The sequence below is a fragment of the Pseudomonas sp. J452 genome, from assembly GCF_024666525.1.
GTDB lineage: Bacteria > Pseudomonadota > Gammaproteobacteria > Pseudomonadales > Pseudomonadaceae > Aquipseudomonas.
This window is the reverse complement of the sequence record NZ_CP088294.1, coordinates 4,646,853-4,660,113: the sequence shown is the minus strand read 5'-3', so window position 1 is coordinate 4,660,113 and position 13,261 is coordinate 4,646,853. Positions and strand designations below refer to the sequence as shown.

The 13,261-nt window shown below is 63.7% G+C and carries 8 protein-coding genes and 2 pseudogenes; 8 read left to right on the top strand and 2 right to left on the bottom strand.

Annotated features, from left to right (window positions below; translation table 11 throughout):
• Positions 1-247 precede the first annotated feature (247 nt).
• The 5 genes and pseudogenes from LRS11_RS21430 to LRS11_RS21410 all read left to right on the top strand — a co-directional run.
• On the top strand, positions 248-688 hold the full coding sequence (locus tag LRS11_RS21430) for a YqaA family protein (protein WP_260494840.1): 441 nt from the start codon (positions 248-250) through the stop codon (positions 686-688).
• Between the two features lie 154 nt (positions 689-842).
• A complete protein-coding gene (locus LRS11_RS21425) occupies positions 843-1,880 on the top strand; it encodes a hypothetical protein (RefSeq protein ID WP_260494839.1) in 1,038 nt (345 codons plus the stop codon).
• Between the two features lie 405 nt (positions 1,881-2,285).
• Entirely contained in the window at positions 2,286-3,599 is a 1,314-nt protein-coding gene (locus LRS11_RS21420) for an FAD-binding oxidoreductase (protein ID WP_260494838.1), read from the top strand.
• Between the two features lie 100 nt (positions 3,600-3,699).
• Positions 3,700-4,236 (top strand): hypothetical protein, encoded by a 537-nt coding sequence (locus tag LRS11_RS21415; protein ID WP_260494837.1) that lies wholly within the window; start codon positions 3,700-3,702, stop codon positions 4,234-4,236.
• A gap of 112 nt (positions 4,237-4,348) precedes the next feature.
• Positions 4,349-4,624: pseudogene (locus LRS11_RS21410) on the top strand (hypothetical protein); the annotation flags it as partial.
• A gap of 509 nt (positions 4,625-5,133) precedes the next feature.
• On the opposite strand, the gene LRS11_RS21405 reads toward LRS11_RS21410, so the two are convergent.
• A complete protein-coding gene (locus LRS11_RS21405; RefSeq protein WP_260494836.1) occupies positions 5,134-6,090 on the bottom strand; it encodes a class I SAM-dependent methyltransferase in 957 nt (318 codons plus the stop codon).
• Between the two features lie 364 nt (positions 6,091-6,454).
• Here LRS11_RS21405 and LRS11_RS21400 point away from each other — a divergent pair, with 364 nt between their 5' ends.
• The 3 genes from LRS11_RS21400 (at position 6,455) to LRS11_RS21390 (ending at position 12,451) form a co-directional block, all read left to right on the top strand.
• A complete protein-coding gene (locus tag LRS11_RS21400) occupies positions 6,455-8,377 on the top strand; it encodes a DUF1302 domain-containing protein (protein WP_260494835.1) in 1,923 nt (640 codons plus the stop codon).
• A gap of 31 nt (positions 8,378-8,408) precedes the next feature.
• Positions 8,409-9,782, top strand: coding sequence for a DUF1329 domain-containing protein (locus LRS11_RS21395; protein WP_260494834.1), 1,374 nt, complete (start codon positions 8,409-8,411; stop codon positions 9,780-9,782).
• A 131-nt stretch (positions 9,783-9,913) separates the two neighbouring features.
• Positions 9,914-12,451 carry a LuxR C-terminal-related transcriptional regulator gene (locus LRS11_RS21390; RefSeq protein ID WP_260494833.1) on the top strand — a complete coding sequence of 846 codons (2,538 nt, stop codon included), beginning with the start codon at positions 9,914-9,916 and terminating at the stop codon, positions 12,449-12,451.
• Positions 12,452-12,565: 114 nt separating this feature from the next.
• Here the strand turns inward: LRS11_RS21390 and LRS11_RS22615 are convergent.
• Positions 12,566-13,246: pseudogene (locus tag LRS11_RS22615) on the bottom strand (substrate-binding periplasmic protein); the annotation flags it as partial.
• Between the last annotated feature and the right edge of the window lie 15 nt (positions 13,247-13,261).

Sequence of the window (13,261 nt, the reverse complement as noted above, 5' to 3'; positions counted from 1 at the left end):
ATCCCTTGCGCACAGCTTGCCGATGCGGCCGCGCAATAGTGTCGCCTGGTAAGTAAAGGCGTTACTCCCGTCATTTGCTCAGTTGCACGGCCTCAAACTCGTTTTACCCCGTCTATTCCCGTTTCGTCGCGGCCGTCAACGCCGCGGGAACAGCCCCTGGGTCTGCCTATCCTGGTTATCATCCGCCGCCCACGGGTTGGCTGTCAGGCTGACAGCGACCTGCCTTGCCCTTGCTGAGCCACCACGCGTGCTGGAACTGTCTGCTTACTTCGGTCTGTTTTTTGCGGCATTCGCCGCGGCCACGCTGTTGCCGGCGCAGTCGGAGGCGTTGTTGGTCGCGTTGCTGCTCAGTGAGCAGTACCCGGCCTGGTTGCTGCTGGCGGTGGCGAGCAGCGGCAATGTGCTGGGTTCGCTGTTGAACTGGTGGCTGGGCCGCTGCGTCGAACGTTTTCGCCAGCGGCGCTGGTTCCCGGTCAGTGCCAGTCAGCTGGAGAAAGCCCAGCAGGCTTACCAGCGCTATGGCCGCTGGTCGCTACTGCTGAGCTGGGTGCCGATCATCGGCGATCCGCTCACCGTGGTCGCGGGTGTCATGCGTGAGCCCTGGTGGCGTTTTCTGCTGATCGTCACGCTGGCCAAGGTCGGCCGTTATCTGGTTTTGCTGCTGGCCACCCAGGGCTGGCTGGGCTGACGGTCGGTAGGCGGGCGAGCCCTATACTCAACACACCAGGGTCGGACGTGCTGGACGTTCCGTTGGAGCGGGGGCGGGCAAGGCTGCGCAGGTGTTCTGCAGCTTGCCGGAGGAGAGGCGTGGCCCGTAGCGGGCTGCGAGGCGGTTGCGCGGTATGTGCAGTGCAAGGGACTCGGCCGTCAGCCGTGCCCAAACGCTTGGACGGTGGCTATGCAGGCCGACGCTGCAGGCCCTGCTCGTCGCCTGGCTGGTGGCGCTGGGCGGTTGCGCCAGCGATCCACCGGTGGCGGTTTCCGCCAGCACCTGGCGCCAGGTCGACCGCGACATCGCCCGAGCATCGCAGGCCGCAGCCGAGCAGGCCAGGGAGCATGCCCTGCTGTCCATGCAGCACTGGATGGAGCGGGTCTACCAGCAGACCGACGATGAGTTCATTCCCTGGTTTTCCGGCTATTGGACCCAGCAATGGCTGAGCATGAAGGTGTCCTGGTACAAGCTCAGCGCGGGTGGCGACAAGGACCCGACGGTCAGCCGCCTGGCGCTGTACCTGCAGGAGCAGTACCAGGAACGCGTGCTGGAGCCGGTGGCCGAAGAGGATGACCCCGATCAGATCATGGAGCGCAGCACCCGGCTCTATGTGCAGGAACTCGACCAGCGGTTGCAGGGCCTGGCGCAGCGCCATGCGGTGCCGCAGGAGCAGTTCGACCAGCGCTTGCAGGCGGTTCCCGCCATCACCCAGGCGCCCGGCGCGTCGCTCTATGAGCTGCTGCAGGCCGACCCGCTGAAACGGCTGCCCGCCTATGTCGGCCTGATCGAGCGCATTCGTGCGACTCCCGGCGGTTTGGCGGACTGGTCGACGGACCCCGGCATTGCCTCGGTGGCGCAGCGCACCAGTGAGCGACTGGTGGATGAGCTGACCACCAGCAGCGCGGCCAGCGCCGTCGGCGCCATGGTCGGGCGGGTGGCCGGCACTACGCTGTCCCTGGGCGTGGCGATTTTCACGGCCATTGCCCGCGCGAACGAGCGCCCTGAAACCGAGGCGCAACTACGCCGCAATCTCCAGAGCGCCTTCGAAGCGGAATGGCAGGAGCTGATGCGCAATACCGATCGCGGCGTGCTGGCCGGGGTGCATCAACTTTCCTGGCAGATCGATAGCGGGCTGGCGGTACCGTTCCGCTACCAGCCGCCGCGTTAGCGATACAGGTATGTTTGTTTAGTGATACCGAACCTGAATGTGTAAAAAATCCGATTTAACCAACGCTCGCCGGCGTGCGAGTCTCCTTGTCCATGATTTCCCCGATCTGTCTTTCCCGCCATGCACCTCGTTTGGGCCTATTCCAGGCCGGGGTCCGGCGCGGCGATCCGCTGCTGCCTGAAATTCTCGCCTTCTGGGCGCTCTGGCATTGCCGCCACGCGCGTCCACCGGATGGTCTGTACTCAGCATCCTGAACCAGGCGGCTGCGCCATGTCCGCAGTGCCATTGCCGATTCGCTTGCCTGCCAATACCTGGCCGTTCCCGGATTGCATCCGGGCTACTTACACGCTATCCCGTGGAAAATGGTTTCGCGCCTTGCCACGCCCTATCAACAAGGAACACCGCATGAACGCCGCCACCCAGCCCGTGATCCCCGCCGCCGAGCGCTGCAAGTCGTACTACACCGCCACCCTCAACGAGGAGACCGACTATCCGACCCTGCAGGGCCAGGTCAGCGTCGACGTGGTGATCATCGGCGGCGGCTTCACCGGTGTGGCCAGTGCGGTGGAGCTGGCCGAGCGCGGCCTCAAGGTGGCCATCGTCGAGTCGCACAAGATCGGCTGGGGCGCCACCGGACGCAATGGCGGCCAGGTCACCGGCAGCCTGTCAGGCGATGCGGCGATGACCAAGCAGATGCGCAATAAGCTCGGCGACGAAGTCGACGACTTCATCTGGCACCTGCGCTGGCGCGGTCACGAAATCATCAAGAGCCGGGTCGAGAAGTACGGCATCCAGTGCGACCTGCGCCACGGTCACCTGCATGCGGCGATGAAGCCGGTGCACATGAGCGAGCTGGAAAGCACCTACGCCGAGGCCCAGCGCCGCGGCATGGGTGATGAAGTGACCCTGCTGGATCGCGAGGGCGTGCGTTCCCACTTGGGCAGCGATCTCTATATGGGCGCACTGAAGAACACCCGCAACATGCACCTGCACCCCTTGAATCTGTGCATCGGTGAGGCCAAGGCTGCCGCCAGCCTGGGCGCGCTGATCTTCGAACATTCCGAGGTGCTGGAAATCGTCCACGGCGCCAATCCGGCGGTGATCACCGCCCAGGGCCGCATCGACGCCAAGCAGGTGCTGCTGGCCGGCGACGTGTACCACAAGCTGGAACCCAAACAGCTCAAGGGCAAGATCTTCCCGGCCATGGGCGGCATCGTCACCACCAAGCCGCTGGGCGAGCTGGCCAAGCAGCTCAACCCGCAGAACCTGGCCGTGTACGACTGCCGCTTCGTGCTGGATTACTACCGCATGACCGCCGACGGCCGCCTGCTGTTCGGCGGTGGCGCCAACTATTCCGGGCGCGACTCACGCGATATCGCCGGCGAGCTGCGCCCGTGCATCGAGCGGACCTTCCCGCAGCTCAAGGGCGTCGACATCGAGTTCCAGTGGAGCTGCGCTATGGGCATCGTGATGAACCGCATCCCGCAGCTGGGCAAGCTGTCGGACAACGTCTGGTACTGCCAGGGCTACTCCGGCCACGGCATCGCCACCACCCACATCATGGGCGAGATCATGGCCAAGGCCCTGACCGGCAGCCTCGGCCAGTTCGACACCTTCGCCAGCTGCAAGCACATCAAGGTGCCGCTCGGTGACGTGTTCGGCAACCCGATGCTGGCCGTGGGCATGTGGTACTACGGGCTGCTGGAAAAGCTGCGCTAAGTGCAAGGTGAGTAGGGCCGGTGAACCCGCGTTAGGGTTTCACCCGTCCGGCGTTGCCCCTGTATCCTAGGCGCCCAATCCAGGCGCCAGGACTCTCCCCATGCAAGCCCAACTCCTCGAACTTATCACTCTGATCAGCTCCGGCTGCATGACCGACGAGGAGATCGCCCGTATCGCCGACGAGGCTGCCCAGGCCTATGCCGACCCGCAGGCCTTCCTCGCCGCCAACCCGGACATCAACTACGACGACAGTTTCCCCATCCCGCTGGGCGAATGGGTGGTGATCGGCAGCCTGCCGGAAACCGTGCTGTTCCAGGCCGACAGCTACGAGGAGCTGCTGCAGCACATCATCGAGTCCTTTGGCCCGGACGTACCCTTCAACATCAAGCCTAAGCAACTGACAAAGATCGAGCCGCTGAAAGCCCTCAACCGCATCCAGGTGCAGCTCTCCAGCATGTACAAGGAGAAGGGCGGTTATGTGCTGGTCGATCTCAGCGAGCCGCTGGACGATGAGTTGCAGTGCGTGCTCGTCTACACCAGCGACCTGCCGCGGGTCATGGAGTTGGCAGTGGCCGTGGGCATCTACGCGGCGCCGGCCTATGAGGCGCTGAAGGCCGAGATGGAGCAACCGAACTAGCCTCCAGCGTTTGCGGGCGGCTCAGCTAAGCTGCATGGGCCGTGTTGGGTTGAGTGTTTCAAGCGTCGGTTACCCAGCAGGCGGCGACCACTCCATCGACGAGGGAATGCAGATGAACAGAACCCTGACTGCCATCACTATGCTGCTCCTGGCGGGTGCCGCCCAGGCGGGTATCCCACAACTCAATGCCACCTGCCCGGGCAATCTAGACGTGCACGCCGATGAGGGCGGTCCTGTCTATATCAACGGCAAGGAAACCCAGCTGAAGAAGTTCAACGACAACTACTTCGAGGCCAAGGGCGAGGGAGTGATTCTCTCCCTGAGCATCAATCCCGACGGTTCGCCGTCGCTGTCCTACACCGGCAAACACGGTGCCAATGGTGTCTGTGCCGAGACCAAGGCTGGCGCGGAAACTGCTGCTTCGCCGACGGCCAAGGCTGAGGCGGCCTGCCTGGCTGCAGTGGCCAAGAGCACCAACGTCGCACAGGCCAAATTGAAGGTGACTGACGTACTCACTGCCGAGGCCGGTGTTGGTGTCACCATCGAGGTGCCGGGCGCAGACGCGCCCTGGTCGTGCCTGTCGAGCCCGGATGGCAAGGTGCAAGGGGCCAGCTACACCGGCTCTGAAGGCGCACTCTGACGCAGCCCCGGCGCCTGGGTTAGCCAGGCGCTGTCGGAGGTCCTGGAAATAACTGGCGAGCAGTGAAGAAGGCCCTGGGCAGCACACCATAGAGGCCCCGTGCCGGTCTAGCCCGAACTCATAGGCGCGGAAGTCCGCCGGTCAGGTGCCCCTCTCCCGCTCGCGGGAGACGACTGCATGGAGGCGGAGGTAGAGTGATGCAGGAAGCTAAAGCCGAGGGTTGGGGAGAAGGGCGTTGCGAGATCCTAGTCAGGTTCCTACACGGATGAGGAGGCCTGGCGCTGCTTGAACACCAGCGCCTTCAGGCCACCTTCTGGCTGGCTGTCGGCGAACTCCGGCGGATTGTCCAGGCGCTGCACGAACAGCAGGTCGGGCGCCTCGCTGGCGAAGCCCGCAAGCAGGAAGTCCACGCCAATCGCGGGGTCGTTCATGCAGGCCAGCACCGTGCCTTGCTCGGTGAGCAGGTCGGGCAGACGGCGCAGGACTTTCTGGTAGTCCTGGGTCAGCACGAAGCTGCCTTTCTGGAACGATGGCGGGTCGATGATGATCAGGTCGTAGGGCCCTTCGCGCTTGAGCTTGCCCCAGGACTTGAACAGGTCATGGCCGAGGAAGCTGACCCGGCTCAGGTCATGCTGATTCAAACGGTGATTCTCGCGACCGCGGCTCAGGGCGGCCTTGGCCATGTCCAGGTTGACCACATGCTCGGCGCCCCCGGCGATGGCCGCCACCGAAAAACCGCAGGTGTAGGCGAACAGGTTCAGCACGCGCTGGCCGTGCGCCTGTTGCTGCACCCAGCGCCGGCCGTGGCGCATGTCGAGAAACAGCCCGGTATTCTGCTTGCGGCCCAGGTCCAGCTTGAACTGCAGGCCATTCTCGCTGACCAGCCAGTGCTCGACCGGCTCGCCGCATAGCCACTCGCTGGCGCTGTCCGGCCGGTAGCGGTGTTGCAGCAGCAGGGCCTGGGCGCCACTGGCCAGCCATTGCGGCGATGCGCTGAGGCTTAGCAGCATGCTGTTCAGGGCGTTCAGCTCATCGGTAGCCGGCTCACGGAACAGCGCCACCAGCACCACGCCTTGCAACCAGTCCACCGTCACATGCTCCAGCCCCGGCCAGCAGCGGCCACGACCGTGGAACAGGCGGCGGGCCTCATCGGGGGCGCAGGCCAAGGCGGCGTTCAGATGCTGGTGCAGGGTGTGCAGGGCTTCGGTGTGCATGGCTAATCGATCAACAGACGCGGGGGCACATGGTAAACCGAGTGCGTGCTGCCGCGCTGAACGCCAGCATGAGTGCGTGGCGCCTTGTCTGGCTCTAGTCCAAAAGATCGTGAACAGGGTCTTAGGTTCTCTGTCCGCGACGACCAACCCTGACAAGGGGGATTTGTGCCTGCCCGCTGACCTGGAGGTCGCTCGGCACCAGCACGGCCGGCTGAAAGGTGCTCGAGTGCCGTGCTGATCGGCGGTTGCGGCGGAAAAACTCACTCTTTGGGATGACTTTCAATATCACTACTTTGTCCGTTACCCCGGCAGGAGGGATTGATTAGCTTTGCTCGCCGATCAAATACCCGCAGGGGATAGCTGCATGACCATAAAAACAACAATCATCCGTTTCCAACCCCATGCCTTGGCCGCCGCCATCGCCTTGAGCTGTGCTGTCCCGGCGCAGGCCGTGACCTTCAACATCGGCGAGATCGAAGGGCAGCTCGATTCCTCTCTCTCCGTAGGTGCCAGCTGGTCCGCGCGCGGTGCCGATCCTGATCTGATCGGTGTCAACAACGGCGGCCAAGGCCTGTCGCAGACCACCGACGATGGTCGCCTGAACTTCAAGAAGGGCGAGACCTTCTCGAAGATCTTCAAGGGTATTCACGACCTCGAGTTGAAGTACGGCGACACCGGTGTGTTCGTTCGCGGCAAGTACTGGTACGACTTCGAACTGAAAGACGAGAGCCGCCTGTTCAAGGATATCGACGACAGCAACCGTAAAGAGGGTGCCCAGGCATCCGGCGCCGAAATCCTCGACGCCTTCGTCTACCACAACTACTCGATTGGCGATCAGCCGGGCTCTGTACGTCTGGGCAAACAGGTGGTGAGCTGGGGTGAAAGTACTTTCATCCAGAACAGTATCAACGCCATCAACCCGGTCGACGTTTCTGCGTTCCGCCGTCCGGGTGCCGAGGTCAAGGAAGGCCTGATCCCGGTCAACATGTTCTACGTCTCGCAGAGCCTGACCGACAACCTGTCGATGGAAGCTTTCTATCAGCTGGAGTGGGATCAGACCGTAGTCGACAACTGCGGCACCTTCTTCTCCCAGGTGGACGTGGCGGCAGATGGTTGCGATGACAATCTGCGTCTGTTGACTAATAACCGGGCACGACTCGCCGCACTTGGTGGCATTCTGGCTGCCAATGGTATCGATCCGTTGGACTCAAACGTTGAGGGCAATCTTGTTCGCCGCAGTGACGATAAAGATGCTCGTGATGATGGTCAGTGGGGGCTTGCATTCCGTTACTTCTACGAGCCTCTGGACACCGAGTTCGGCGCCTACGCCATGAACTACCACAGTCGCGCTCCGATTCTTAGTGGCGTGGCGCCTGATCAAGCAACATACGATGCCGCAGGTCAGATTTTAGGTAGTCCTGGGTTAAATGCTGTGGGATTGGCTGGGCCGGCAGCCGCTCTTGCGATTGCAGGTAACTCTAGTTATTTCATGGAATACCCTGAGGATATTCGCCTTTATGGTTTGAGTTTCTCTACCACTCTGCCTACAGGTACTGCCTGGAGCGGGGAAGTCAGTTATCGCCCCAATGCTCCAGTGGCGCTCAACACTACTGACGTCCTGTACTCAGCAGTTCGCCCGATTGAGAGTTCGGACCCTGCGTTCAGTAACCCCTTCGCGGATGCATCTGTACTTACCCCCGGTGCTGTTCAGCACGGCTACAAGCGTAAAGAAGTGACCCAGATTCAAACCACCTTCACCCACTTCGTGGATCAGGTGATGGGCGCCAGCCGTCTGACTCTGGTGGGCGAAGTTGGGGCGACCTTTGTGGGTGGTCTGGAGCACTCCAGTGAGGCGCGCTATGGCCGTGATCCGATCTTCGGGCCAGGTGAGCTGCCGAATGGCACATGCGAAGCACTGAACAATGTCACCGTTGCTGGTGCCGAAGGCAATGCTGATTTCAGCAACGCCACTAAAGACTGCAACGACGACGGCTTCACTACCCACAGCTCCTGGGGCTATCGCACCCGTGCGATCTGGGATTACCCGGACGTGTTCGCCGGTGTGAACCTGCGCCCGAGCGTGGCCTGGTCGCATGACGTTGACGGTTATTCGCCTGGCCCAGGTGCCAACTTCGAAGAAGGCCGTAAGGCTGTGAGTCTGGCTGTGGAAGCTGAGTACCAGAACACCTACACGGCTAACCTGTCTTACACCGACTTCTTCGGTGGCGACTACAACACTTCGATCGACCGTGACTTCGTAGCACTCAGCTTCGGCGCGAATTTCTAAGCGCTCAGGACCTTTGAGGAAAGACATGCAAATGAAAACAACAAAATTCCTGCTGCAATCCGGTGTCCTGGCTCTGTCCCTGCTGGCTACCAGCGTGATGGCCAAGGTCAGCCCGGACGAAGCGGCCAAGTTGGGCGCCAGCCTGACCCCGATCGGCGCCGAGAAGGCCGGCAATGCCGACGGCAGCATCCCCGCGTGGACCGGCGGCCTACCGACCAACGCCGGTGCAGTGGACGCCAAGGGTTTCCTCGCCGACCCGTTCGCCAGCGAGCAGCCGCTGTTCACCATCACCGCGGCCAATGCCGAGCAGTACAAGGACAAACTGTCCGCCGGCCAGCTGGCGATGTTCAAGCGCTACCCAGACACCTACAAGATCCCGGTGTACCCGACCCACCGCAGCGCGGCGCTGCCGGACGATATCTACGCGGCGATCAAGACCAGTGCCCTCAATACCGAAGGTCTCGACGGTGGCAATGGCCTGTCCGGTTTCGGCGACAGCCGCTACTACGCCTTCCCGCTGCCCAAGAGCGGCGTCGAGGTAGCGTGGAACCACAGCACCCGTTACCGCGGCGGCAACGTCAAGCGTTACATGACCCGCGTGCAGCCGCAGACCAACGGCGCCTTCAACATGGTGCAGTTCACCGACGAGATCTCCTATCCGGGCAACCTGCCGGATCTGGATAAGGCCAAGGCGCAGAACATCCTGTTCTACTTCATCCAGAACGTGACGGCTCCGTCGCGCCTGGCCGGTAACGTGCTGCTAGTCCACGAGACCATCGACCAGGTCAAGGAACCGCGCATGGCCTGGCTCTACAACGCCGGCCAGCGCCGCGTGCGCCGCGCCCCGCAGGTGGCCTATGACGGCCCGGCCACCGCCGCCGACGGCCTGGCCACCTCGGACAACTACGACATGTTCAACGGTTCCCCGGATCGCTACACCTGGGAGCTGGTCGGCAAGAAGGAGATGTACATCCCCTACAACAGCTACAAGCTGGACTCGCCGAACCTGAAGTACGAGGACATCCTCAAGGTTGGCCATATCAACCAGGATCTGACCCGCTACGAGCTGCACCGCGTGTGGGAAGTGGTGGCCAAGCTGAAGGACGGCGAACGGCATATCTACGCCACCCGCCACATGTACTTCGACGAGGACACCTGGCAAGCCGCCCTGATCGATCACTACGACGGTCGCGGTCAGCTGTGGCGCGTCGCCGAGGCGCATGCCCAGCAGTACTACCACAAGCAGGTGCCCGGCTATACCGCCGAAGCGCTGTATGACGTGATCGCCGGTCGTTACTCGGTGCTCGGTCTGAAGAACGAGGAGAAGCAGTCCTACGAGTTCGGCGCCAAGACCACCGCCTCTGCCTACACTCCGGCGGCCCTGCGTCAGGCTGGCGTGCGCTGATCCCTCGACTTTCCACAACTCCATGATTTGGCGGCCCTCCCGGGCCGCTTTTTTTATGCCGGCGCATTTGCGCAGTTGCGCCAGGCTCTGCAAGGATGAATCACCCTAGAACAATAAAGTCGAGTGCACTCATGGCACCAGGATCACGCCCTGCAACCAGGGCAGCCGATCTGCCCCGGCTACCCCCCGTCCACCTGCCGCGTACGCGCCTGCGTGACGCCCTGCTGCAGGCCGATTGCCGCCTGCGCCTGCTCTGTGCGCCGGCCGGCAGCGGCAAGAGCGTGCTGCTCGGCGAATGTGCCCTGCAGTGTCCGGCCGATGCCCGTCTCGTCCACCTCGACTTGCGCGGCCAGGCCATAGGTGCAGCCACTTTTTTGCAGCGTCTGGGCGACGCCCTCGGTCTGCCGTTCGCCGATGCGGAAAGCATTGACCAGCACCTGCAGGAACTGCAGCAGCCGCTGTGGCTGATGCTCGACGATTACCCGCGCTTCCCCGATGCGGCGCTGGACCAGGCGTTGAACCAGCTGATTCTCGAAGCGCCAGCGCGAGTGCTCTGGTGGGTCGCCAGCCGGCGCCGGCCGAAGGTGCAGTTAGCCCGACTGCTGCTGGACGGCGAGCTGTTCGAGCTGGGCAGCGCTGAGCTGGCCTTCAGTGAGGCCGAAGTGAGTGAGTTGCTGCAGCTGCTCGGCCATCAGTGGCCGCGGCCGCAGGCGCGCCAGTTGCTGGAGCAGACGCGTGGCTGGTGCGCCGGCCTGCGCCTGCGCCTGCTCGGCTGCAAGCCGGGTCAAGGGCTGCAGGCCGAAGCTGGAATAGGCTTGCAGCTGGACTACCTGAAACGTGAGGTGCTGGACGAGCTGCCCAGTGATTGGCAACTGGCGCTCTTCACCCTGGCCCAGTTTCCCAGCTTCGACCGCGAGCTGTGCGAGCAACTGCTCGGCGTTGGCGAAGGCATGCAGCTGCTGGCCCAGCTGCGCGACTGTGGTCTGTTCATCGAGACGGTTGCTGCGGACGAACGCCTGCTGCGCGTACAACCGACGCTGGCGCCGCTGCTTGCCGGACAACTGCCCGGCAGCATGAGCAAGGCCCTGTTTCGCAAGGCCTGCCAGTGGTACGCGAGCCGCGAGGAGATCCGTCCGGCCCTGGAATACGCGCTCAAGGCCGACCAGCAGGAAGTGGCGGCCAGCCTGATGCAGCACTACACCGAAGACCGCCTGTTGCGCGGCCGCGACTTGGCCCTGCTGCTGGAGTGGTGCCGCGAACTGCCGCCAGCGCTACGCAGCAGCACGCCGCGCCTGGCCCTGCTGAATGCCTGGGCCCTGCTGCTCAGCGGTCATCTCGACGAAGGCGAGCTGTACATCGCGGCGCTGGAGCGCTTCCTGCCGCAGCCCAGCGCGAGTCGCCAGCAGGAGCTGATCGCGCAGTGGAAGGCTCTGTCCGGCAAGCTTGCCTTCCATCGTGGCGACGCCGAGCGGGCACGAACGTTGGTGGCCGAGGCCAGCGTCGAGTTACCCGAGCGGGCCTGGAGCCAGCGCCTGCTGTGCCACCTGCTGCAGATCGAACAGGCCCTGATCGATGGCGACTTGGAGCAGGCCCAGGTGCTCAACCGGGCGGCCACCAAGCAGGCCCGTGAGCACGCCAGCCTGGCTTTCGAGAGCCTGATGGCCCTAGAACATGCCAAGTTGCTGGAGATCCGTGGCGAGCTGCTGCGCGCGGAAAGCCTGCTGAGCCGCCTGCACACCGAGCTGAGCCAGGCCTGGGGCGAAGAGCCCAGCCCCATGCGCGGGCGCGGACAGCTGTTGCGCGCCGGCCTGCTGTTGCAACGCGGCAGCTATCAGGAGGCCGAGGCCGTGTTCAAGGCGGGCGTGCAGGAGTGCCAGGTCTGCGCCGACCCGGCGGCGGTCTGGGGCCTGCTCGGCCTGGCCGAGCTGGATGCGTTGCATGGCGACAGCGCCGGCGCCTTCGCCCGTATCGCCGATGTCGAGCGTCTGATGCAGTACGGCCATATCAATGCGCAGCTGTATCAGGGCCTGCTGCTGGCGACCCGAGCGCGCCTGTGGCTGGCCCAGGGCCGCCACGCCCAGGCCGAGAAAGCGCTGCGTGCGTTGCTGGCAGGATTGCCGGCGCTGCCGCCGTTTGGCGCGCCTGAGCTGAACGTGCGCCTGCGCCTGTTACTGGCTCAGGCGCAACTGGCCAGCGGCGAGGTGGGCGAAGCATTGGACAGCCTGACGACCATGCACGCCCAGGCGTTGGCCGAGGGGCGCCGGCCACTGACCTGTGAGATCGGTTTCAGCCTGGCCGAAGGGTTGTATGCCTGGAACAAGCCGGCGCAGGCCAAGCAGGCGCTGCTGGATGCCCTGGCCATGGCCCGGCAGATGGGCCTGGCCAGCGTCGAGCGGGCCTTCAGCCAGCGCAGCCCGGCTCTGATGCGCTGGGCCGGCAAGGCCGGCAGCGCGGGCGAGGAGAGCGAGCCGGCGGCCCTGCTCAGCCGTCGCGAACTGGATGTGTTGCGGCTGATCGCCCAGGGTCTGTCCAACCAGCAGATCGCCGAGAGCCTGTTCATCTCCCTGCACACGGTGAAAACCCACGCCCAGCGCATCAACTTCAAGCTCGGCGTGGAGCGCCGCACCCAGGCCGTGGTGCGGGCCAAGGAGCTGGGCCTGACCGATTGAATCGCAGTCGAGCAAGGGGGCGGCAGGGCGCGAGTCAGGGCTCTGACTGGCCGTCTGTTGCAGTATCTGGCTGTAAAGCCCGTTGCTGTGAATCAGCCGCAGACCTTCGTCGAAGTCGGCAATCAGCTCACGGGCCTGAGGGTGTTTGCGCGAAACGATGAGAAAGTTTAGGTCGGTTGCTATCACACTGCCTACCGGGCCGATCGGGTGCTGCAGTTGCAGTCCGTGTAGCAGATCCTGCCCCACCATGCGGTTGACTGCCGTCAGTTCTACCCGGCCGGCGTCGATCATGCGCAAGCAGTTGAGCATGTCCGAGGGTCGTTCCAGTCGCAGCCGGAAGCGCTCGATCTGCTGTTGCAGTTGGCCGATATCCCAGCCATCGGGGATACACAGGCGCATGCCCTGCCAATTGCGCTCATCCACGCTGTTGCCGTCGAGCCGGGCGAAGAAGCGGATCTGATCCTGGTAGAGCGGCTGCGAGTAGAGAAACTGCTGCTGACGTTCGCTATTCATGGCCCAGGGAAAGGAGGCGGCATAGTGCCCCGTCGCAGTCTGCGCGGCGGCACGGCGCCAGGGCATGAAGAGCAGCGTGGTCCGATAGCCCGCCGCCTGGAAGGCCGCCCGGACTATCTGGCTGCTCAACCCATGGCCGGGCAGAGCTTCACTGACATAGGGCGGGAACTCGCCGGTCGCCAGCTGTAGCGTTTGCTCGGCAGATGCCGGTTGCGGCTGCAGCAGACACAGGAATACGGCGCCAAGCAGGATATTGCCCCGCCACCGGGGAAGATTGTTCATGCGAGAGATCCAGTT

Bases quoted from the DNA above. Each gene is read 5' to 3' on its own strand.
- LRS11_RS21425 (WP_260494839.1), top strand. From the start codon at position 843: ATGTGCAGTGCAAGGGACTCGGCCGTCAGCCGTGCCCAAACGCTTGGA.
- LRS11_RS21420 (WP_260494838.1), top strand. From the start codon at position 2,286: ATGAACGCCGCCACCCAGCCCGTGATCCCCGCCGCCGAGCGCTGCAAG.
- LRS11_RS21415 (WP_260494837.1), top strand. From the start codon at position 3,700: ATGCAAGCCCAACTCCTCGAACTTATCACTCTGATCAGCTCCGGCTGC.
- LRS11_RS21405 (WP_260494836.1), bottom strand. From the start codon at position 6,090: ATGCACACCGAAGCCCTGCACACCCTGCACCAGCATCTGAACGCCGCC.
- LRS11_RS21400 (WP_260494835.1), top strand. From the start codon at position 6,455: ATGACCATAAAAACAACAATCATCCGTTTCCAACCCCATGCCTTGGCC.
- LRS11_RS21395 (WP_260494834.1), top strand. From the start codon at position 8,409: ATGAAAACAACAAAATTCCTGCTGCAATCCGGTGTCCTGGCTCTGTCC.
- LRS11_RS21390 (WP_260494833.1), top strand. From the start codon at position 9,914: ATGGCACCAGGATCACGCCCTGCAACCAGGGCAGCCGATCTGCCCCGG.